This window comes from Microvirga alba, from assembly GCF_015694465.1.
GTDB classification, from domain to species: domain Bacteria; phylum Pseudomonadota; class Alphaproteobacteria; order Rhizobiales; family Beijerinckiaceae; genus Microvirga; species Microvirga alba.
The window spans coordinates 272,366-294,245 of the sequence record NZ_JADQDO010000003.1 but is presented as its reverse complement, the minus strand read 5'-3'; the positions used below and the strand labels follow the sequence as shown (position 1 = coordinate 294,245).

Annotated in this window: 16 protein-coding genes; 12 read left to right on the top strand and 4 right to left on the bottom strand. The window is 63.2% G+C overall.

Annotated features, from left to right (window positions below; genetic code table 11):
* Positions 1-2 precede the first annotated feature (2 nt).
* From I2H38_RS09560 to I2H38_RS09520, 9 genes are all read left to right on the top strand, one after another.
* Complete coding sequence (locus I2H38_RS09560) at positions 3-860, top strand: ABC transporter permease (RefSeq protein WP_196271615.1); 858 nt, start codon at positions 3-5, stop codon at positions 858-860.
* Positions 857-2,605 (top strand): M14 family zinc carboxypeptidase, encoded by a 1,749-nt coding sequence (locus tag I2H38_RS09555; RefSeq protein WP_196271614.1) that lies wholly within the window; start codon positions 857-859, stop codon positions 2,603-2,605. The genes I2H38_RS09560 and I2H38_RS09555 overlap by 4 nt, the downstream gene beginning before the upstream one ends.
* A gap of 116 nt (positions 2,606-2,721) precedes the next feature.
* Positions 2,722-4,665, top strand: a complete 1,944-nt coding sequence (locus I2H38_RS09550; RefSeq protein ID WP_196271613.1) for a mechanosensitive ion channel family protein — start codon at positions 2,722-2,724, stop codon at positions 4,663-4,665.
* A 63-nt stretch (positions 4,666-4,728) separates the two neighbouring features.
* Entirely contained in the window at positions 4,729-5,427 is a 699-nt protein-coding gene (locus I2H38_RS09545; protein ID WP_196271612.1) for an SDR family oxidoreductase, read from the top strand.
* Positions 5,428-5,491: 64 nt separating this feature from the next.
* Positions 5,492-6,835, top strand: a complete 1,344-nt coding sequence (locus I2H38_RS09540; RefSeq protein ID WP_196271611.1) for an erythromycin esterase family protein — start codon at positions 5,492-5,494, stop codon at positions 6,833-6,835.
* 138 nt (positions 6,836-6,973) lie between these two features.
* On the top strand, positions 6,974-8,626 hold the full coding sequence (gene ettA, locus I2H38_RS09535; RefSeq protein WP_196271610.1) for an energy-dependent translational throttle protein EttA: 1,653 nt from the start codon (positions 6,974-6,976) through the stop codon (positions 8,624-8,626).
* 9 nt (positions 8,627-8,635) lie between these two features.
* A complete protein-coding gene (locus tag I2H38_RS09530; RefSeq protein WP_196271609.1) occupies positions 8,636-9,322 on the top strand; it encodes an SDR family oxidoreductase in 687 nt (228 codons plus the stop codon).
* A 106-nt stretch (positions 9,323-9,428) separates the two neighbouring features.
* Positions 9,429-10,907: an AMP nucleosidase gene (locus I2H38_RS09525; RefSeq protein ID WP_196271608.1), complete on the top strand. Its 1,479-nt coding sequence runs from the start codon at positions 9,429-9,431 to the stop codon at positions 10,905-10,907.
* 103 nt (positions 10,908-11,010) lie between these two features.
* Positions 11,011-11,892 (top strand): DMT family transporter, encoded by an 882-nt coding sequence (locus I2H38_RS09520; protein ID WP_196271607.1) that lies wholly within the window; start codon positions 11,011-11,013, stop codon positions 11,890-11,892.
* Positions 11,893-11,937: 45 nt separating this feature from the next.
* Here I2H38_RS09520 and I2H38_RS09515 read toward each other — a convergent pair whose 3' ends face one another.
* On the bottom strand, positions 11,938-12,246 hold the full coding sequence (locus I2H38_RS09515) for a hypothetical protein (protein WP_407664051.1): 309 nt from the start codon (positions 12,244-12,246) through the stop codon (positions 11,938-11,940).
* A gap of 272 nt (positions 12,247-12,518) precedes the next feature.
* Here I2H38_RS09515 and I2H38_RS09510 point away from each other — a divergent pair, with 272 nt between their 5' ends.
* The 3 genes from I2H38_RS09510 (at position 12,519) to metH (ending at position 18,288) form a co-directional block, all read left to right on the top strand.
* A complete protein-coding gene (locus I2H38_RS09510; protein WP_196271605.1) occupies positions 12,519-13,532 on the top strand; it encodes an ArsR/SmtB family transcription factor in 1,014 nt (337 codons plus the stop codon).
* Positions 13,532-14,437 (top strand): methylenetetrahydrofolate reductase [NAD(P)H], encoded by a 906-nt coding sequence (gene metF, locus I2H38_RS09505; protein ID WP_196271604.1) that lies wholly within the window; start codon positions 13,532-13,534, stop codon positions 14,435-14,437. Before I2H38_RS09510 ends, metF begins: the two co-directional genes overlap by 1 nt.
* A 95-nt stretch (positions 14,438-14,532) precedes the next feature.
* Positions 14,533-18,288, top strand: coding sequence for a methionine synthase (gene metH / locus I2H38_RS09500; RefSeq protein ID WP_196271603.1), 3,756 nt, complete (start codon positions 14,533-14,535; stop codon positions 18,286-18,288).
* Between the two features lie 133 nt (positions 18,289-18,421).
* Here the strand turns inward: metH and I2H38_RS09495 are convergent, their stop codons facing one another.
* Genes I2H38_RS09495 through I2H38_RS09485 form a run of 3 tightly spaced genes read right to left on the bottom strand, consistent with a single transcriptional unit; the run spans position 18,422 to position 21,822 of the window.
* The gene (locus I2H38_RS09495; protein WP_196271602.1) at positions 18,422-19,654 is read right to left on the bottom strand and encodes an ABC transporter permease; all 1,233 of its coding nucleotides are present in this window, start codon (positions 19,652-19,654) and stop codon (positions 18,422-18,424) included.
* Complete coding sequence (locus tag I2H38_RS09490; RefSeq protein ID WP_196271601.1) at positions 19,651-20,376, bottom strand: ABC transporter ATP-binding protein; 726 nt, start codon at positions 20,374-20,376, stop codon at positions 19,651-19,653. The genes I2H38_RS09495 and I2H38_RS09490 overlap by 4 nt, the downstream gene beginning before the upstream one ends.
* Positions 20,377-20,388: 12 nt before the next feature.
* Positions 20,389-21,822: an efflux RND transporter periplasmic adaptor subunit gene (locus I2H38_RS09485; RefSeq protein WP_196271600.1), complete on the bottom strand. Its 1,434-nt coding sequence runs from the start codon at positions 21,820-21,822 to the stop codon at positions 20,389-20,391.
* Positions 21,823-21,880 lie beyond the last annotated feature (58 nt).

Below are 21,880 nucleotides of genomic sequence, written 5' to 3'. Positions count from 1 at the left end.
TTATGGCGGCGGCTCAAGCTGTATCTTCAGGCCGGCGGCATTTCCGGTCGCTCGAATTCACCCTCGGCATTCTCTTTGCAGGCGGCATGAGCCTTGCCGTTCTGTTGTCGCCGTTTCTGTTCCCGGATGGCGGCGAGAGCATGGACCTGATGGCGCGTCTCGTACCGCCATTCCAGAAAGCAGCTCATATCCTCGGCACCGATCCGCTCGGGCGGGATATGCTGGCGCGCGTCGTCGTAGGCGGCAAGATTTCGCTGACCGTCGGCCTGCTCTCGATGCTGGGCGCAATGACGATCGGCACGCTGGTCGGCCTCGCCGCGGGATATTATCGCGGCATCGCTGAAATCCTGCTGATGCGTTTTGCCGATATTCAGCTCGCGCTGCCGTTCATCCTCGTCGCCATCATGTTCCTCGCCATCCTCGGCACAGGCGTCGACAAGGTGATCTTCTTCATGATCGTCGCGCAATGGGTGCAATATGCGCGCCTTGTGCGCGGCTCCGTTCTGGCCCTGCGCGAGCGGGAGTTCATTCAATCCGCCCGCGCCATCGGCGTGGGGAACGGTCGCATCATCTTCACGCATATTCTGCCCAACGTGCTCGGCCCCATCGTCATTCTGATGACGCTCAATGTGGCGAACAATATTTTGCTCGAAAGCAGCCTGACCTTCATCGGGCTTGGCGTCGATCCGTTGATCCCGAGCTGGGGCGGCATGCTCGCCGATGGGCGAACCTATCTGCAGACGGCTTGGTGGGTCAGCGTCTTTCCTGGCCTCGCCATCATGTTCACCGTGCTCGGCCTCAACCTGCTGGGCGATTGGCTGCGTGATTTGTTGGATCCGACGGGACAGACTGGAAAATGATCATTTTGCTGGACACGCGCGTTCCGCGCACCCTCGATGCGCTCCTGCGCGATTGGGCCAAGCCCGAGCATCGCGGCGCGCGCCTGGAGGCGTGGCTGTTCGAGGATGAGGCGGCCCGGCGCGACGCGGAAAATACGTTCGCGAAGGTTGGCGTCGAGGCGCATCTGCGCAGCGCCTACAAGCCCATGATCCATGCCTTCCTCGAAGAGATCGACACCAGCGACCTGAAGCGCGTTACCCTGCGCTTTCCCGTGCACGAAGAAGCTGCTCGCTTGCGCTTCCTCTCCGAAGCCTATCCGCTGGCGGCTCTGCTCGATGGCGTCGAGACGCAGTTCGAGGCCGGCGAGGCAGATCTGACCTATCGGGTGAAAGCGGAATATCGCGACGGACGCGTTGCCGAGCACGAGGTGTTCGCGCCGAACCGCCTGCGCGAGAACCATCTCGACGAGATCGACCTGACGCCCACCGGTTGGCTGCGGATCACGCACCGTCCCGATGACGCGCCGGAGATCGACGAGGATCTTGAGACGGATGCCGAGCTCGTCTTTCAGAATGTCATGGCGGCCATCGAGGCCCACGAATGGCCGACGGAAGAGCCTTATGCGGAAACGCTTGCCATCGACGTGACCATGGCGGGCATCGAGCGCGCTCTGCCTTATGGCGACGAGGTCATGAGCACGCGCGAGGCGCTGCACGAGGATTTCTATTTCTCGCTCCTCGAATTCTTCAAGCGCAAGTCCGGCCGGCCGCCCGAGGACCGCAGCGTGCAGCCGGGCCAGATCGTGCCCGACATCCGTGCCGGTGAGGGCGATGCGCATGTGCGCGTGGCCTTGCGCTCCTTCGGTGTCCCGAAGGATCCGGTTCGACCCGAACAGGTGCTCGCGAAGGCCGATGCTGCGCCAAGCCTGGCCCAGCTTCATCGGGAACTCGCCGCGTTGCCGGGTGAGACCTTCGAGGGCCGCTCTCGTGAGGGACGTCCGGTGCGCGGCCTCTACCGCCCTGGCTCCCGGCCTGCGGTTCTCGTGTCGGCGGGGCAGCATGCCAACGAGACCTCGGCCCCTGTCGGCGCGCTTCGTGCGGTGCGCCAACTCCTCGCCGATCCGGACGCGAATATCGCCCTGATCCCGGTCGAGAACCCGGATGGATACGCCCTCCATGGACGTCTCTGCGAGGGTAATCCGCGCCACATGCACCACGCGGCGCGCTACACCTCGCTCGGCAGCGACGTGGAATACGATCGCGGCAACCCGACCTACGAAGTCGGCGCACGCCTCAAGGCGCTGGAGATGTCGGGCGCGCAACTGCACGTCAATCTGCACGGTTACCCGGCCCATGAATGGACCCGGCCCTTTACCGGCTACCTGCCGCGCGGCTTCGAGCTTTGGACGATCCCGAAGGGCTTCTTCCTGATCCTGCGCCACCACCCTTCATGGACCGAGCGCGCGAGGGATTTGGTCGAGGCGGTGACAAAGCGCCTTTCGGCCGTTCCGGGGCTCGTGGAGTTCAATCGTCGTCAGATCGAGATCTGTTCGATCCACACCGGGGGCACTCCCTATGAGATCATCAACGGCGTGCCTTGCCTGCTGACGGCGGAGGAGCGTCATCCGACCCCGCTGACCCTCATCACCGAGTTCCCTGACGAGACGATCTATGGCGAGCCCTACCGCTTCGCCCATACAGTCCAGATGACGACGGTTCTCGCCGCCGAGGAAGCCCTGGCGGAGATGATGGCGGCGGTGGCCTAAATCCTTCTAGGCATTGTTTCTGTCAATGCCGTCGCGGCACCCTATCTAATCGTATCTCATAGAAAAACGCCGGAACGTCTCGTATGCCCGGCGGCTATGAAGCGAGGTGTCAGGCGATGACGCGGTTCGGTTCGGGTGCAATTGGTATCGGCGTTTTCCTCGCAGGGAGCGGGGCGGCGTCTGCGCAGGAAGATGCATCGGCCCTCGTCGGCGCGTCGGAAGAGGCGGCGGAGAAAATCGCGGTCCATGCCGAGACGGTCGGACGGGGGTTCGATCGCCTTCCGGATGCCCTTAGACGGACGATCCAGTGGATCGTCGATGACCGTCCTCCGCTCCGCGCCATGCTGCTCCTTCTGCTGACGGTTACGGCCGCGATCCTGGCGGGCTATGTGCTTGAGCAGCTCGCAAGGCGCTTCTGGCGCTCACGCAATCCGCAGAAAGTCGGGCCGGGTCGCGGCGGAACCTTCCTTCTGAGCCTTCTGATTCCTCTGCCGTCCTTGGTCTTCTTCGCGTTCAAAGGATCTCCCATCCGCTCGACCGCGCTTTCCATCGCCCTGGCCTGGAGCGTCGTTCACATCGTGGGCGCCTTCTTGCGGACCTTCATCAAGCCCGCAGCCGCCGAAATCGCCCGCCGGCCCCTGCAACGGATCCAGCTCTGCCTCGGTATCCTGGTCTTCAGCTATATTGGCCTGGGCCTGATGCGGATTGCCGGCGTCGAGCCGGAGGCGCGGCTGGCGCTCGCGACGATCCTGTGGCTCGTGTTCATCGGCACGGGGTTCGCGGTGCTGAAGGCTTTTCGGGATACCTTGCCCCTCGATTGGGAGTTGCCGCACGAGAAGGGCGATATTATCGTCCAATACATTCGCCCCCATTGGTATGGCGTTTCCAATTTCATGCTGGGGCTGACCGCCATCATGACCTTGGTTTCTTCCGTCAATCAGGGCGGTTTCGCCTTCGTCAAAGGAGCTGGAAGCGTTCTCCTGCTGGGTGTCGTGCTGGTCTTCCTGTTCGTGAAACCAGACGTCGCTGCCGATGAAACGCGGCCTTGGCGGCAGGCGCTCAGGCGCTGCGCGCGCCTTGCCGTTTTCGCGGCGTATTGGCTGGGCTTGGCCGTCATCTGGGGCATCAATCCGTTGACCCTTGCCTCGGACAGGATCGGGCAACCTGTTGTGCGGGCGTTGATCGATACCGGTGTCGCCTGCGCGCTCGCCCTGATGTTGTGGGAACTCGCGCGCACGGCGTTGGATTCCTATAGCCCGCCTGCGCATGGTGAGGGGGAGCACGCCGAGGAGCCGGGGCACACCAGGACCTCGACCCGCATCGAGACCTTTCTGCCGCTCTTGCGCGCCGCGACGGGGATCTTCATCGCCGTCGTAACGGGCATGGTGATCCTCGCCTCGCTCGGCGTGAATATCGGCCCCATGCTGGCGGGTGCCGGTGTTCTCGGCATTGCCATCGGCTTCGGATCGCAGACCTTGGTGAAGGACGTGATTTCCGGTTTGTTTTTCCTGGCGGACGACGCCTTCCGCCTCGGCGAGTTCATCGAGATTGGCAACGCGAAAGGCAATGTCGAGAAGATGTCGATCCGCTCGTTGCGCCTGCGCCATCCGCGCGGCCCGCTCTATACGGTGCCGTTCGGCGAGATCCGGCAGATCGTCAATCACAGCCGCGACTACACCATCGTGAAGATCGAGTTCACGATCGCCTTCGACACGGATCTCGTTAAAGCGAAAAAGATCGTGAAACAGATCGCGGCGGAGCTGAACAGCGATCCCGAACTCATGCCCCATCTGCTCCAGCCGCTGAAGTTCCAGGGCGTGCGACGCATGGAGCAATACGGGCTCGTGGTGGGCGTGAAGTTCACCTCCAAGCCGGGTGAGCAATTCGCACTGCGACGGGAGGTCTTCCACCGCATCCGCGATGCCTTTGCCCGTGAGGGCGTCGATTTCGCCCGGCCGCAGGTGGTCGTTCAGATGCCGCCGGGGGTGGATAACCCGGATGTGGTGAAGGCTGCGGCGCTTACGACCCTCAACGGGTCCCCCAAGTCGCCCGAGGCATGAACGCGGCCTTGAAGTCTTCGGCTATCTGTGGCCCCTTCGACGGATCGCTGAGGGAATGTTTTCATGAGTCCTGTCGCCATCGTCACCGCCGCCAGCCAGGGAATGGGCGCGGCCATTGCAAAAGAGCTGCACGCACGCGGTTATCGTCTCGCACTGCTTGCGCGCTCGGATAATCTGCAAGCCATCGCCCGCGAGACGGAGGCTCTCGCCGTGCAAGGGTCCGTGACGGAACCGGCCGATCTGGAGCGGCTCGTCAAAACGACGCTCGACCGCTATGGCCGCGTCGACGCGGTTGTGAACCATACCGGCCATCCGCCGAAGGGTGATCTTCTCGCCATCCCCGATGAGGATTGGCACAAGGGGCTCGACGTCGTGCTTATGAACGTGGTGCGCATGGCCCGCCTCGTGACCCCGGTCATGGAGAAGGCGGGGAAGGGGGCCCTCGTCAACATCTCGAGCTTTGCCGCCTTCGAGCCCGATCCGGACTTTCCGGTTTCGGCGGCGTTGCGCACGGCGCTCGCCTCCTTCGCGAAGCTCTACGCGGACCGCTATGCCAAAGCAGGCATCCGCATGAACAATCTCCTGCCGGGCTTCATTGACAGCCTGCCGGAAAAATCCGACCGCATGGCCCGCATTCCGATGGGGCGCTATGGCACCATGGCCGAGGTGGCGAAGACCACGGCGTTCCTGCTCTCGGACGATGCGGGCTACATCACCGGCCAGAACATCATGGTCGACGGCGGGCTCGTTCGCGGGTTGTAAACTCGGAACAGCGCAACCGGGGCAGCCGTTAGTAGGTTTTGCTTCAGCCTCGGGAGTGGCGGCCATGGCCTGGTTGCGCTGGCAGCGGAGTGAGAGCGAAGCGGCCATCAAGGAGGCGGTTGGCACCCTGCGCGATCAGGGCGAACCGCTTCCGCCTCTCTCGGATGGTCAGGCTTTCGGCGCAATGTTCGACCGCTTCGCCGATGCCCATGTGGTGCTTCTCGGCGAGGCGACGCATGGCACGTCGGAGTTTTATCGCGCCCGCGCGGCGATCACGCGGCGGCTGATCGAAGAGCATGGCTTCACCGTCGTCGCCGTCGAGGCCGATTGGCCGGACGCGGCGCGGATCGACGCTTATGTGCGGCATAAACCCGTTCCCCGGGGTGAGGACGTGGCGTTCGAGCGCTTTCCCACCTGGATGTGGCGCAATGGGGAGGTGGCCGATTTCGTCAACTGGATGCGGGCCTACAACAAGGACCGTCCGGCAGCCGCCCAGGTCGAGTTCCGGGGCCTCGATATCTACAGCCTGAACACATCGATCCGTGCGGTACTCGACTATCTCGACAGGGTCGATCGACAAGCCGCCGAGGAGGCGAGGGCGCGCTTTGGTTGCCTCAGCCCCTGGCAGTCCGACCCTGCACGCTACGGAAAGGCCGTTCTGACCGGCCAGAAGCGACCCTGCGACCGGGCGCTGCTCGCCCAGCTTCAGACCATGCTGGACCACCGGCTCGATTATCTGGGGGCCGACGGCAGCGACGAGTTTCTGGATGCCATTCAGAACGCCAAGATCGTCCACGCGGCAGAGCATTATTACCGGATCATGTATGAGGGCGCGACGGAATCCTGGAACCTGCGCGACCGGCACATGTTCGAGACCCTCGAGAGCCTGCTGGCCAGGCGGGAAGGGGCCAGGGCGGTCATCTGGGCGCATAATTCCCACATCGGCGACGCGTCAGCCACCGCGATGGGCTGGCAGGGCGAGTTCAATATCGGCGGGCTTTGCCGTACGTCCTACCGCGACAAGGCGGTGCTCATCGGCTTCGGCACGGATCGCGGGACGGTTGCTGCCGCGAGCGATTGGGATGCGCCTATGGAGGTCAAGGACGTGCGGCCCGCGCGGTCGGACAGCCACGAGCGGCTTTTCCGGGATGCGGGGCTTGGCCGTTTTCTGACCGATTGGCGGGAAAACGGGCAGAACGAACTGATCGACGCTCTATCCCGCCCGCGCCTGGAACGGGCCATCGGCGTGATCTATCGGCCCGAAAGTGAGCTTTACAGCCATTATTTCGAGGCGATCCTCGCTGAGCAGTTCGACGCGTTCGTCTGGTTCGACAAGACGAAGGCCGTGACGCCGCTGTCGCACGCCCATAGCGAGGGGATGCCGGAAACATATCCGTTCGGTCTCTGAAGCCGCGTGATCTTTCGGCAAAACAGGATTCCGCTTTCTCTGATCAGGCACTCGCCCGTCACTTGTCCGCCTTGCTCCGGCCCTCCCCCCCTGCTAACTGACGCGCAACTCCTTCAACCCCGTTAGCAGGCTTTTTCAGTGTCTCGTCAGTTCATCTACCACATGCGTGGCCTCACCAAGACCTATTCCAGCGGGAAGAAGGTCCTGGACAATATTCACCTGTCCTTCTACCCGGACGCAAAGATCGGCGTGCTCGGCGTCAACGGCGCGGGTAAATCGACGCTCTTGCGCATTATGGCCGGCATCGACACGGACTGGAACGGCGAGGGCTGGGTCGCGGAAGGCGCGCGCGTCGGCTACCTGCCGCAGGAGCCGCAGCTCGACCCGACGAAGACGGTGCGCGAGAACGTGCTGGAAGGCGTAGCCCCGCAGCAGGCGATCCTCACCCGCTATAACGATCTCGCCATGAACTACTCGGAAGAGACGGCGGACGAGATGACCCGCCTTCAGGACGAGATCGAGGCGAAGGGCCTGTGGGATCTCGATTCCAAGGTCGATCAGGCCATGGACGCGCTTCGCTGCCCGCCGGACGACTGGGGCGTCGATAAGCTCTCGGGCGGTGAGCGCCGCCGTGTCGCGCTCTGCAAGCTTCTGCTCGAACAGCCGGAACTGCTGCTCCTCGACGAGCCGACCAACCATTTGGACGCCGAGACGACCGGCTGGCTCGAAGGGCATCTGCGCTCCTATCCCGGCGCGATCCTGATCGTCACCCACGACCGTTACTTCCTGGACAACGTCACCGGCTGGATTCTCGAACTCGACCGTGGCCGCGGCATTCCTTATGAGGGCAACTACTCCTCGTGGCTGGAGCAGAAGCAGAAGCGCCTTGAGCAGGAGGGGCGCGAGGATGAGGCGCACAAGCGCACCATCGAGCGCGAGCGCGAATGGGTTTCGGCCTCGCCGAAGGCCCGTCAGGCCAAGTCGAAGGCTCGTATCCAGCGCTATGAGGACCTCGTCGCCAAGGCGAACGAGAAGGCCCCGACGACCGCGCAGATCATCATCCCGATCGCCGAGCGCCTGGGCAACAACGTCATCGAGTTCGACGGTCTGAAAAAAGCCTTCGGTGACAAGCTGCTGATCGACGGATTGTCCTTCAAGCTGCCGCCGGGCGGCATCGTCGGCATCATCGGCCCGAACGGCGCCGGTAAGACGACCCTGTTCCGCATGATCAACGGCCAGGAGCAGCCGGACGAGGGCAAGATCTCCATTGGTGAGAGCGTGAAGCTCGGCTATGTGGACCAGAGCCGTGACTCCCTCGACCCGAACAAGACGCTCTACGAGGAAATCTCGGGCGGCAACGAGGTGCTCTATCTCGGCAAGCGCGAAATCAATGCGCGGGCCTATTGCGGCGCATTCAACTTCAAGGGCGCGGACCAGCAGAAGAAGGTCGGCGTGCTCTCAGGCGGTGAGCGCAACCGCGTGCACCTCGCCAAGATCCTGAAGTCGGGCGCGAACGTCCTGCTCCTCGACGAGCCGACCAACGACCTCGACGTGGATACGCTCCGCGCGCTCGAAGAGGCGCTGGAAGATTACGCGGGCTGCGCCGTTATCATCAGCCACGATCGCTGGTTCCTCGATCGTATCGCCACCCACATCCTCGCCTTCGAGGGCGACAGCCATGTGGAATGGTTCGAGGGCAACTTCGCGGATTACGAGGCAGACAAGAAGCGCCGCCTCGGTGTGGATTCCACGATTCCCCACCGCATCAAGTACAAGAAGTTCTCGCGCTAGAGACTTGTCATGGGCACATACCTCATCACGGGCATCGGACGTGGAATCGGCCAAGAGCTGACCCGCATCCTGTTGTCCCGTGGAGATCGCGTGATCGGGACGGTTCGCGATCCGGGTCAGGTGCCCGCCGAATGGGAGGCCTTCGTCAAGAACGGCCGGCTTGAATTGCTCAAGCTGGACGTTCGCGACGAGGCCTCGATCGCCGACGCTGCGAGCCGCGTGAACGAGCCGGTCGATGTGCTCATCAACAATGCTGGCATCATCGGCCCTGACCGGCAGTCGACCCTCAACATGGATTTCGAGGGCTTTCTCGACACGTTGCGGGTGAATACGCTCGGGCCCTTGCGGGTCGTGCAGGCGTTCTTGCCCCAGTTGCGTCGATCGCCGCAGGCCAAGATCGTCACGATATCGAGCCGCATGGGCTCCCTGTCTTACGCAAAATCGGACCGGATCGCCTATCGCGCCTCCAAGGCCGCCGTGAACAAGGTCATGCAGGGACTCGCGACCGACCTTGCGGTGGACGGGATCGCGGCGATTGCCGTGCATCCGGGCTGGGTCCAAACCGACATGGGTGGTTCGGGAGCGGATATTTCGGTGCAACAGAGCGCCGCCGGACTCGTGAAACTTGTCGATCGGCTGACACTGAAAGAAACGGGCGGCTTTTTCGATTGGCAGGGAGACGCGATACCGTTTTGATGGTCGTGACGCTGCGGAACCCAAATCCTTGAATTAAGGCAGTTGGGTTCTTCGATGAAACAGTGTATGACCCTTGAGGCACGAGACACAAAAATGAGAAGTCCACGTGCCCGCCGATCACATTTCAGCCTTCAAATCCGTCGCCACTCCCGAAGAAGCAGTCGCTCAGCTCATCCGGCTGCATGACGCCGCCATCGACGCGCAACGCCATGCGCTTGAGCATTTCTTCGCCACCGGCATAGCGCCGACCGCCAGCGAGCGGGCCCGTTTTCGGTATCCCGAACTTCGCGTCATCTACCGGGCCAACTCGGTGCCGCCGGTCAAGCAGCGCGCCTATGCCAAGTTCCAGGGGCCGGGTGTTTACGCAACGACCGTGACGCAGCCCGCCTTCTTTAAAAGCTATCTGCAGGAACAACTGAATTACCTCGTGCGCGACTATGGCGCGACGCTGGAAGTCGGGGTGAGCGATCAGGAAATTCCCTATCCTTACGTTTTCGAGCGCGGCGACGAACTCGGGCGGGGCGCGCATTCGGCGGCCGAACTCGCACAGCATTTCCCGACGCCGCTCCTTGCGAAGGTCGGTGACGAGATTGCCGATGGCACCTGGATCTTCCACGAGAACGAACCGCGCCCGCTGGCGCTCTTCGATGCGGCCCGCAGCGACTATTCGCTCCGCCGCCTCGTGCATTACACCGGCAGCGACTGGCGCTCGATCCAACCCTGGATCCTTTTGACCAACTACCATCGCTATGTGGATCAGTTCGTTCGCTGGGCGGTCGGCGAATTGGCGAAGGACGAGAGCCCCTACATCAAGCTGGTTTTGCCGGGTGGCATCACCATCGAGCGCGGGCTCGACGAGGCGGCCGTCGCCGAGCTGGTGGGATCTTCGCCCTGGCACCGTTTCCAGATGCCCGCCTATCACCTCGTTCATCGCGACGGGCATGGCGTGACCCTGGTGAATATCGGCGTCGGCCCCTCGAACGCCAAGAACATCACGGACCATCTCGCTGTCCTGCGTCCGCATTGCTGGCTGATGGTCGGGCATTGCGGGGGCTTACGGCAATCGCAGACCATCGGCGACTACGTGCTTGCTCACGGCTATCTCCGCCGCGATCGCATCCTTGATGAGGCCGTGCCGACGGAAATCCCGATCCCGGCTCTCGCCGAGGTGCAGCTGGCCCTGCAGGAGGCCGCCGCGCGCGTCACGGGGGAACGGGGTGAGGAACTCAAAAGGCGGCTGCGCACCGGCACTGTCGTGACCTACGACGACCGCAACTGGGAACTCCGCTGGAGCCAGGAGCGGCGGCAGATCAACCTCTCCCGCGCCATCGCGGTCGACATGGAGAGCGGCACGATCGCGGCGCAGGGATACCGTCTGCGCGTGCCCTACGGCACGCTGCTCTGCGTCTCCGACAAGCCGCTCCATGGCGAGATCAAGTTGCCGGGCGCGGCGAATGCCTTCTATGAGCGCGCGGTGAGCGAGCATTTGATGATCGGCCTTGCCGCCATCGACATCTTGCGCGATCAACGCTCATCGTTGCATTCGCGCAAGCTGCGCAGCTTCGACGAGCCTCCCTTCCGTTGAGCATGATCGGAAGAAGCGGAGATCGAGACGTCCGACACGATCATGCCTGAGTGAAGGGGTGGAACGGTCGCGCCGGCAATCGTCGGCGCGCTGGCGTTTCAGCATGAGTAAGATGCGGCGGGAAACCTTGGGATTGTTGTTCGGCTTTGTCGGCGTCTGCATTTTCGCCGGCACGCTGCCCTTCACGCATCTTGCCGTCGAGCATCTCAACCCATTCTTCGTCACGGCAGGACGTGCGGCATTCGCAGGGCTTCTCGCTGGCGTGACACTGGTCGTTCTGCGTAGGCCATGGCCGAGCCGGAAGCAGCTCGGCACGCTCGTTCTTGTCGCCTTGTGTCTTGTCGCGGGGTTCCCAGGCTTCACCGGTCTCGCCATGCAAACCGTTCCCGCAGCACATGGTGGGGTGGTGCTCGGGATCCTGCCGCTTGTGACCTCCGTCATCAGCACCCTGATCGCCGGGGAACGACCGAGCGCCGCCTTCTGGTTGGCGGCAGTGGCGGGCGCGGCGCTTGTCACCGGCTTCACCTTTCTCGAAGGGGCCGGCTCGCTGAGGCAAGGCGACCTTTTCCTCCTGGGCGCGGTCGCAGCATCCGCTCTAGGCTATGTGCTCTCCGCGAAACTAGTCCGCGCCGGGCTTGCCGGATGGGAAGTCATCTCGTGGGTCCTCGTGGTGGCCTTGCCCGTGACCGTCCCCGTCGCATTCTGGCTCATGCCGGCCTCACCGACATCGGTCCCGGCCTGGAGCTGGATCGGCTTTGCTTACGTGACCTTGATGAGCCAGTATCTCGGCTTCTTCGCCTGGAATGCGGGTCTCGCCCTTGGCGGCATCGCGCGTGTGAGCCAGGTTCAATTGCTGCAGACTTTCGTCACGTTGCTAATCGCATCCGTTCTCAATCGCGAGCCGATCGGCATGACAGCGTGGCTCGTTTCGGGGGCAGTCCTGCTTCTGGTTCTCGCCGCCGGGCGCGCCAAAGTGAGACGCTGACACCCAAAGGGGTCGCTCACGTCTCACTCGTCAATGCAGAGCAGTCTAGTGCGCCTGCGTTCCGCTCATCGCCTGTCGGATCAGTCCAACTACCAGCGTCAGCACGGCGCCACTCACGCCGCCGCCCGCGATCTGGCTGATGATCGCACCGATATCCATCCCGCTCATCGTGGTGGCAGCAGTGCCCGCTCCGGCACCAAGCATCATATTCAAAAGCTGCCCGCCACCGACGCCGCCGAGCGCACCGGCGATGGAGTTGCCCAAGGGACCGAGGTCGAGCCGGTCTGACGCCTTGCCGACGATATTGCCGCCGACAGCGCCCGAAAGAACCTGGAGAATGAGATTAATCAGCATGGCACTCATAACGCGTCCCTTCTCATGAAGGATAGGTCGAACGGCCCCACAGGTACGGTCGCAGCCTTCACCGGCTGACCTCGCAACTATCTGTAATTCTGAGAAGAATGGCCCTTGCATCCATGACTTTCGTCAATACTCACGGTTCTTTCCTCGGGACAGTCAAGATGCCGCAGGCCGACGCGCGGTGGCGCGCTAAATCCGCCTGACGCTCTTGCTGTTTTGCCGGAACGGATATAAACATATGTTTATATGTGAGATCGTGTTTCGATATGGCCGAGAAAGCAGCCCCATCGCTGGATTTAACGCTCAGCATCCTTCGGGCGGCCGCTGAGGAAACGCGTTTGCGGATCCTTGCGCTTTTGACCGAGGGAGAACTCTCGGTTTCGGATCTCACGGACATTTTGGGCCAGTCGCAGCCCCGCATTTCCCGCCATCTCAAGCTGCTCGTCGAGGCGGGGCTGGTGGAACGGCATCGGGAAGGGGCCTGGGCGTTCTTCCGGCTGACGGATCGAGGCGCGGGTCTGCGCATCCTGCGTCCGATGCTGGACAATCTCGACCGTTCCGACCCGCAATTGCTGGAGGACCGGACACGTCTGGAGACAGTGCGCGCCCAACGCTCGCAGGCTGCCCAGGCCTTCTTCTCCCGCCTCGCTCCTGAATGGGACCGCCTACGCTCGCTTCATGCCCCAGAGGCAGTGGTCGAGGCTTCCGTTCTGGAGGCACTGGGGTCGAAGCCGATCCGCAACCTCGTCGATCTTGGCACCGGCACCGGGCGGATGCTTCAGTTGCTTGCTCCGCGCGCCTCGCGGACGGTCGGGCTCGATGCCAGCCATGCCATGCTCTCTGTCGCTCGCGCCAATCTGGAAAAAGCCGGGGTGTCGCGCATCGAACTGCGGCAGGGCGACATTTATGCGCCTCCGTTCCCGCGCGACACGTTCGATCTCGTCGTCATCCATCAGGTGCTGCATTATCTTGACGACCCGGCGCGGGCGATCCGCGAGGCGGCCCGCCTTGTTGCGCCGGGCGGGCGCATTCTCGTGGTCGATTTCGCGCCTCACAACCTCGAATTCCTACGGGAAGCCCAGGCACATCGCCGCCTCGGTTTCGCACCCGAGCAAGTCGCCAGTTGGCTCGACGAGGCCGGGCTTGATTGCACGCTCACGCGCGAAATCGCCCCTTCCAAGAAGGGCGCCGAACAATTGATCGTTTCCCTTTGGCTGGGTCAGGACCGTCGCGTGGCGACGGATTGGCCTTTGGCTGAAACCGATAAAGAGGTTGCCTGATGTCGCCGCTTACCCTTCGCCCCAGCCGACAAAGCACCGGTTCGATCAAGGTTTCGTTCGAGTTCTTCCCTCCGAAGACTCCCGAGATGGAGACGACCCTGTGGGCGTCCATCGAGCGACTGGCGCCGCTTTCTCCGCAATTTGTCTCCGTGACCTATGGCGCGGGCGGCTCGACCCGTGAGCGGACCCACGCCACCGTCTCGCGCCTCGTTCGCGAGACCAACCTCAAGCCTGCCGCCCACCTGACCTGCGTCGCCGCCTCGAAGGCAGAGGTGGACAGCGTGATCCGGTCTTATTGGGAAGCCGGCGTGCGCCATGTGGTGGCGCTGCGCGGCGATCCGGTTGGCGGGCTAGGAACGGCCTATGAGCCCCATGCCGAAGGCTATCAGCAGACCTGCGACCTGGTTGCAGGCATCAAGGCCATCGGCGACTTTGAGGTGTCGGTCTCTGCCTATCCCGAAAAGCACCCCGAGGCATCGTCTCTCGATGCGGATATCGACGCGCTGCAGGCGAAAGTCGATTGCGGCGCGGACCGGGCCATCACCCAGTTCTTCTTCGATAACGACCTCTACTTCCGCTACCTCGACCGCGTCCGCGCGCGCGGCATCAATATCCCTATCGTGCCGGGCATCGTGCCGGTGCAGAACTTCAAGCAGACCGCCAATTTCGCCGCCAAGACCGGTGCGAGCGTGCCCGATTGGCTCGCCGCTCGTTTCGAGGGCCTGGACCAGGATGTCGACACCCGCAAACTGATCGCGGCCGCGGTTGCCGCCGAGCAGGTGATCGACCTCGTCGATCGCGGCGTCAACGAGTTCCACTTCTACACCATGAATCGGGCGGATCTGGTCTATGCGATCTGTCACCTGCTGGGATTGCGCGATCACAGCGTGAAGGCCGCCGCTTAACTTGTGTCATGCCCGGATTGGATCCGGGCATTTGCTATTGCCACCCATGAGGGGTGGATGGTTTCGGGGCAGCCGGCCAAGACGAGAGAAATGATATGACGACGTTTATTGCCGCTCCCGCTGATGGTGCTGAAGTTCTGAAGGCGCTTCGCGAAATCGCGTTCAAGCGCATCCTCGTGCTCGATGGCGCGATGGGAACGGAGCTTCAGCGATCCCGGTTCTCGGAAGAGGATTTTCGAGGGGCGCGCTTCAAGGATTGGAAGCAGGACGTCAAAGGCAATAACGACCTTCTCATCCTGACCCAACCCGATGCGGTGCGCGCGGTTCACCTGGACTATTTCCGCGCTGGCGCTGATATCGTCGAGACCAATACCTTCTCCGGCACTTCCATCGCCCAGGCCGATTACGGCATGGAGGAGATCGTCTACGAACTGAACCGCGAAGGTTCCCGCCTCGCGCGCGAAGCCGCGCTCATCGCGCAAAAGGAAGACGGTCGTCGCCGTTTCGTCGCGGGCGCCATCGGCCCGACGAACCGCACCCTTTCCCTCTCGCCGGACGTGAACAATCCGGGTTATCGCGCCGTGACCTTCGATGAAGTGCGCGATGCTTACGCCGAGCAGGTGCGGGGCCTCGTCGATGGCGGTTCGGAGATCATTCTGATCGAGACGATCTTCGATACGCTCAACGCGAAGGCCGCCATCGTCGCCACGCATCAGGTCTTCGCCGAAAAAGGCGTGAAGCTGCCGATCATGATTTCCGGCACGATCACCGATCTGTCGGGCCGCACGCTCTCCGGCCAGACGCCGACCGCCTTCTGGCATTCGGTGCGCCACGCGAATCCCTTCTCGATCGGGCTCAACTGCGCGCTCGGCGCGCGGGAAATGCGCGCGCATATCCAGGAGATCGGCAAGGTCGCGGATACCTTTGTCTGCGCCTATCCCAATGCCGGTCTGCCGAATGAATTCGGCCTCTATGACGAGCGCCCCGAGGCGACGGCGAATATGCTCGCCGAGTTCGCGGATGCAGGTCTCGTCAACGTGGTCGGCGGCTGCTGCGGCACGACGCCTGACCATATCCGGGCCATCGCTCAGGCTGTCGCCGGCAAGACGCCGCGGCGGGTGCCCGAAGTGAAGCCGATGATGCGGCTTTCCGGTCTCGAACCGTTCATCCTCACCTCCGACATTCCCTTCGTGAATGTCGGCGAGCGCACGAACGTAACGGGTTCCGCCAAGTTCCGCAAACTCATCACCAATAACGATTACGCTGCCGCTCTCGACGTGGCGCGCGATCAGGTCGCGAACGGCGCCCAGGTGATCGACGTCAACATGGACGAGGGATTGCTCGATTCCGAGAAGGCGATGGTCGAGTTCCTCAATCTCGTCGCCACCGAGCCCGATATCGCGCGCGTTCCGGTGATGGTGGATTCATCCAAGTTCCACGTCATCGAGGCTGGCCTGAAATGCATTCAGGGCAAGGCCATCGTGAACTCGATCTCGATGAAGGAGGGCATCGAGTCCTTCATCCAGCAAGCGAAGATTTGCCGGTCCTACGGCGCCGCGGTCGTCGTGATGGCGTTCGACGAGCAGGGGCAGGCGGACACGCTGGAGCGCAAGGTCGATATCTGTACGCGCGCCTACAAGATCCTCACGGAAGAGATCGGCTTCCCGCCGGAAGACATCATCTTCGATCCGAACGTGTTCGCGGTTGCCACGGGCATCGAGGAGCATAACGGCTACGGCGTCGCCTTCATTGAGGCGACGCGCATCATCCGCGCGACGTTGCCGTACGCGCATATCTCGGGCGGCGTATCGAACCTGTCTTTCTCATTCCGCGGCAACGAACCGGTGCGCGAGGCGATGCATTCGGCATTCCTGTTTCATGCGATCAAGGTCGGCATGGATATGGGCATCGTAAACGCCGGGCAGCTGGCGGTTTACGAGCAGATCGATCCGGAATTGCGCCAGTTGTGCGAGGACGTGGTTCTCAATCGCCGCCCCGATGCGACCGAGCGGCTGCTCGAGGCCGCGCCGCGTTTCAAGGGCGACGGGGCAGGAGCGGTCAAGATCGCCGATCTCGAATGGCGCTCGTGGCCGGTGGCGAAGCGCCTCGAGCACGCTCTGGTCAACGGCATTACCGAGTTCATCGATCAGGATACGGAAGAGGCGCGCCTGGATGCCGAGCGTCCGCTTCATGTGATCGAGGGCCCGTTGATGTCGGGCATGAACGTGGTCGGCGACCTCTTCGGCGCAGGAAAGATGTTCCTGCCGCAGGTGGTGAAGTCCGCCCGCGTCATGAAACAGGCGGTCGCCTATCTCATGCCGTTCATGGAGGCGGAAAAGGAAGGCTCCGGCGCCGCCATGCGCTCCGCTGCCGGCAAGGTGCTGATGGCGACCGTGAAAGGCGATGTGCACGATATCGGCAAGAACATCGTCGGCGTGGTCCTGGCCTGCAACAACTATGAGGTCATCGATCTCGGCGTCATGGTCTCCGCGCAGAAGATCCTGGAGACCGCGCGCAAGGAGAACGTGGACATCGTCGGTCTGTCCGGCCTCATCACCCCGTCTCTCGACGAGATGGTGTATGTGGCGAGCGAGATGGAGCGCGAGGGTTTCGACATTCCGCTTCTGATCGGCGGCGCGACCACGAGCCGGGTCCACACGGCAGTGAAGATCCATCCGAACTACAACAAGGGGCAGACCGTCTACGTGACGGATGCGAGCCGCGCTGTCGGCGTGGTCTCGTCGCTGCTCTCTTCCGACATGAAGGGCGCTTACGTCGAGACGATCCAGGCCGAGTACCGCAAAGTGGCGGATGCCCATGCGCGTTCGGAAGCCGACAAGCAGCGTCTGCCGCTGGAAAAAGCCCGCGCCAACAAGCCGAAGATCGACTGGACGCCATATCAGCCGCCGAAGCCGACCTTCACGGGCGCTCGCGTGTTCCGCAGCTACGATGTTGCCGAACTGGTTCCCTATATCGACTGGACGCCGTTCTTCCAGACCTGGGAACTGAAGGGTCGCTTCCCCGCGATCCTTGACGATGCGGAGCAGGGTGCGGCTGCGCGCCAGCTCTATGAGGATGCGCAAGCCATGCTGAAGCGCCTCGTGGACGAGCGTTGGTTCAACCCCAAGGCGGTGATCGGCTTCTGGCCGGCAAATACGGTCGGAGACGATGTCCGTCTTTACACGGGCGAGAGCCGTACCGAGGAGCTCGCGACCTTCCACGGCTTGCGTCAGCAGCTCTCGAAACGCGACGGCAAGCCCAATATGTGCCTGTCCGACTTTGTCGCGCCGTTTGAAAGCGGCAAGGCGGATTATATCGGTGGCTTCGTCGTGACATCGGGCATCGAAGAAGTCCGCATCGCGGAGAAATTCGAGCGGGCGAACGACGATTACCAGTCGATCCTGGTAAAGGCGCTCGCCGATCGTTTGGCAGAGGCCTTTGCCGAGCGTATGCATCAGCGCGTGCGCAAGGAATTTTGGGCTTACGCGGCGGATGAGACGCTCACGAACGAAGATCTCATTCGCGAGGAATATCAGGGTATCCGCCCCGCGCCGGGCTATCCTGCGCAACCCGATCATACCGAGAAGGCGACGCTGTTCAGCCTGCTCGACGCCGAGCGCAAGATCGGCGTGACGCTCACCGAGTCCTACGCCATGTGGCCGGGCTCGTCCGTGTCGGGTCTCTACCTGTCGCACCCGGAGGCCTATTACTTCGGTGTCGCCAAGGTCGAGCGCGATCAGGTGGAAGATTACGCGGCGCGCAAGGGTATGAGCATCGGGGAAGTGGAACGCTGGCTCTCGCCGATCCTCAATTACGATCCAGCCGCGTACAACGTGATTGCAGCGGAATAGGGCCCTCTGCAACACAGTCATCCCGGACGCTGTAAGGCGATCCGGGAGATTGCAGGCCATAGCGGCGGGGGGGGGCGCCAAGCGTGTCATTCCCGGCCTGACGGCCGCCGGGGATGACAGGGCGCGCTAGGCTCTAATCCCGCCGCAACGCTTCGATCGGGTCGAGCTTCGCGGCGCGCTGTGCCGGGTAGAAGCCGAAGAAGATGCCAACGAGTGCGGAGAAGCCGACGGCGAGGACGACGGCGTTTGGAGAAATCAGCGAGGGCCAACCCGCGATCCGGGCGACCAGATAGGCCGCGCCTGCGCCCAAGCCGACGCCGAGTGCGCCGCCGATGGTGGACAGCGTCGTCGCCTCGATCAGGAATTGGCTCAAGATGTCGCGCGGGCGCGCTCCGACCGCAAGGCGAAGGCCGATTTCGCGCGTCCGTTCGGTCACGGACACCAGCATGATGTTCATGATGCCGATGCCGCCCACAAGAAGCGACACGGCCGCGACCGCGGCGAGCAGCATGGACAGCGTGTTGGCGGAGGCGGACGCCGTGTTGGCGATCTCGGTCAGGTTGCGGATGGAGAAATCGTCCTCCTGGTCGCCGATGACACGGTGGCGCTGGCGCAGCAATGTCGTCATGCTTTCGATGCCGGGCTCGATGTCATCCTCGCTCGCGAATTTCACGAAGATCGAGCCGACCGATCTGTCCTTGGCGTAGTTGCGGCCGATGACGCGGCGGCGGCCTGCATCGAGGGGCACGAAGATCACGTCGTCCTGATCCTGACCGAAGGCCGATTGTCCCTTCGTGGCCATGACGCCGATGACGCGGAAGGGCACGTTTCGCACGCGCACGACCTGATCGATGGGGTCATCTTCGCCGAACAGATTCTTGGCGACGGTCTGGCCGAGGATGACGACGATATCGCCCCGGCGCACCTCCTCGGGGTCGAAGCTGCGGCCGGTGGCGACGTCCCACTCGCGGGCAGCGAACCAATCGAGGTCGATGGCGTAGATGCGCGTGCCCCAATTATTGCCGCCGGCAATGACCTGGGTCGTGCCTTGCACGAAGGGCGCTGCCGCCACGACGCCGTCGACCTCGCGCCGGATCGCGTCCGCATCCTCGTCGGTGAGCGTCGATGAAGCGCCTGCGCCAAGCCGCGCGCCGCCTTGTGTGACGTTCCCCGGCGTGACGATGGCGAGGTTCGCGCCGAGCGAGCGGATCTGCTGATCGACGAGGTTGCGCGCGCCCGAACCGATGGCCACCATCGCGATGACGGCGGCGACGCCGATGACGATGCCGAGCATGGTGAGGAGGCTGCGAAGCGCGTTGGCGGTGATGGCGGAAAGCGCTGAGCGGATGGCTTCGATCAATGTCATGCCGCGACCTCCGCGGAAAGAAGGTCGCGAGCATCGAGCGGGGTCTGGCGATGATCGTCGAGGATCTTTCCGTCCTTGAAGCGAATGAGACGCCGCGCGTGGCGGCCGACATCCGCATCGTGGGTCACGAGGACGATGGTGACGCCTTCGCGGTTGAGTTCCTGAAACAGCGCCAGAATTTCGATCGCCGTCCGGCTGTCCAGGGCTCCGGTGGGTTCGTCGGCGAGAAGAAGGCTCGGGCTGTTGACGAGCGCCCGCGCGATGGCGACGCGTTGTTGCTGTCCGCCGGATAGCTGCATCGGGCGATGGTGGGCGCGCTCCGCCAGGCCCACGCGGCCGAGCGCGTGCAAAGCGCGGTCGCGGCGCGTCTTCTTGTCGAAACCGGCATAGATCATCGGCAGTTCGACATTGCTGAGCGCGTCGATCCGGGGAAGCAGGTTGAATTGCTGGAAGACGAATCCAATCTCGCGGTTGCGCAACCGGGCAAGTCCGTTCGCATCAAGGCTTTCAACGGCCGTTCCGGCCAGCCGGTAGTGACCGCTGGTCGGCTTGTCGAGGCAGCCGATGAGATTCATGAAGGTGGACTTGCCGGAGCCGGACGGTCCCATGACAGCGATGAAATCGCTTTTTTCGATGCTGAGTGAGGCGTGATCGAGCGCCACGACTCGACCTGAATCGAGTTCGTACACCCGCCGAAGGTCGTGTGTTTCAATGAGCGACACGGGCGCGATCCTCTAGAACAGACGAGGAGCGCGCTGGCGCGGCACGGGTGCGCCAGCGGCGTCGCCGCCATTGCGCGAGCCGATGCCCACGACGATCGGCGCGCCTTCCTTCAGGTCGCCACGGATCACCTCGGTGTAATTGCCGTCCGTCACGCCGAGGCGCAGCACCACCGCTTGCGGATTGCCATCGGAGTCGAGTTGGTAAACCCGGCCGGCCGTCCAGTTTTCGGAATCCGCCCGCGCTTCTTTGTTGCGCGCTTGCCGCTTGCCGCCCTGTCCCTCTGAATCGGGGGCCTTCGTCGCTGCAACAGCCGGTGCGCCGGCCGGCCGAAAACGCAAGGCGGCGTTTGGAATGCGCAGTGCGTTGTCACGCTCGTCTGTCACAATCTGAAGATTGGCGGTCATGCCGGGAAGCAGCGCCTGATCGCCGTTCTTCACGCTGATGACCGCCGTATAGGTCACCACGTTCTGCACGGTCTGCGCGCCGAGGCGAACGAGGCGAACAGTGCCGCCGAAAGTGCGGTTGGGATAGGCATTGACGGTGAACGTGACTTTCTGGTCCGGCCTCAGGCGGCCCACATCCGCTTCGTCGATATTGGCATAGATGTCGATCTCACGCAGGTCCTGCGCGATGGTGAAAAGCGTCGGCGCGGACAGAGATGCAGCGACTGTCTGACCGAGTTCGATGTCGCGCTTCACGACCACACCCTCGACCGGCGAACGGATATCGGTGCGCGCCAGATCGATCTCGATGTCTTTGAGCTTTGCTTCGCGCTGCAGGATCAACGCGTCCGCCGATTTCAGGGCCGCTTCCGCGAGAGAAATATCAGCCTTGAGGCCGGTTTGCTCGGCGCGGTTGGAGGCGATTTGCGCGACGGCCGACGCGATCGTGGCCCGCTGCACGTCGAGTTGGGTCTTGGCTTGATCGAGTGCGTTCTGCGTGCCGACGGCGCGGGCGGTGAGCTCCGTCTGCCGCTCGAAGTTGCGCTGCGCCTCCGCGAGTTGTGCAGTCGCGCGGTCGCGCTGCGCCGCCAGATCATCCGCGACGGCTTCCGCTTTCTGGAGCTGGGAGCGAGCCTTGTCGATCTGCGCGCGCTTGGTCTCGCGGTCGGCCTGGCCTTGCGCGAGATCCGCCATGGCGGCGTCGCGACGGGAGCGGATCTGCTCGGAATAAAGCCGCGCGACGACCTGGCCTTCCTTCACCGGCGTGTTGTAGTCGGCCAGTACTTCCACCACCTGGCCGGAAAGCTGTGAACCGACGAGAACCGTGGTGACAGGATTCAGCGTTCCGGTCGCGCGCACGCTGGCTGTGACCGGGCCTCGTTCGACGGCTGCCAGCCTGTAGGCCGCGTCGGCTGCGCTGCCGCCCGCAGGTTTCCAGATGAAGAAACCGGCGGCGCCCGCCGCGATCCCAAAGCCCACCAACCAGAACCAAATACGCCGCACCGGATCCCCCCATCGGACATGTCGTCGATTTTGCGGCGATTGTGGCCGAAATCTCGCC

Coding starts and splice junctions, on each gene's coding strand:
- I2H38_RS09545 (WP_196271612.1), top strand. CDS start 4,729: ATGAGTCCTGTCGCCATCGTCACCGCCGCCAGCCAGGGAATGGGCGCG.
- I2H38_RS09520 (WP_196271607.1), top strand. CDS start 11,011: ATGAGTAAGATGCGGCGGGAAACCTTGGGATTGTTGTTCGGCTTTGTC.
- I2H38_RS09530 (WP_196271609.1), top strand. CDS start 8,636: ATGGGCACATACCTCATCACGGGCATCGGACGTGGAATCGGCCAAGAG.
- I2H38_RS09495 (WP_196271602.1), bottom strand. CDS start 19,654: ATGACATTGATCGAAGCCATCCGCTCAGCGCTTTCCGCCATCACCGCC.
- metH (WP_196271603.1), top strand. CDS start 14,533: ATGACGACGTTTATTGCCGCTCCCGCTGATGGTGCTGAAGTTCTGAAG.
- I2H38_RS09510 (WP_196271605.1), top strand. CDS start 12,519: ATGGCCGAGAAAGCAGCCCCATCGCTGGATTTAACGCTCAGCATCCTT.
- I2H38_RS09560 (WP_196271615.1), top strand. CDS start 3: ATGGCGGCGGCTCAAGCTGTATCTTCAGGCCGGCGGCATTTCCGGTCG.
- I2H38_RS09555 (WP_196271614.1), top strand. CDS start 857: ATGATCATTTTGCTGGACACGCGCGTTCCGCGCACCCTCGATGCGCTC.
- I2H38_RS09550 (WP_196271613.1), top strand. CDS start 2,722: ATGACGCGGTTCGGTTCGGGTGCAATTGGTATCGGCGTTTTCCTCGCA.
- I2H38_RS09515 (WP_407664051.1), bottom strand. CDS start 12,246: ATGCTGATTAATCTCATTCTCCAGGTTCTTTCGGGCGCTGTCGGCGGC.
- metF (WP_196271604.1), top strand. CDS start 13,532: ATGTCGCCGCTTACCCTTCGCCCCAGCCGACAAAGCACCGGTTCGATC.
- I2H38_RS09540 (WP_196271611.1), top strand. CDS start 5,492: ATGGCCTGGTTGCGCTGGCAGCGGAGTGAGAGCGAAGCGGCCATCAAG.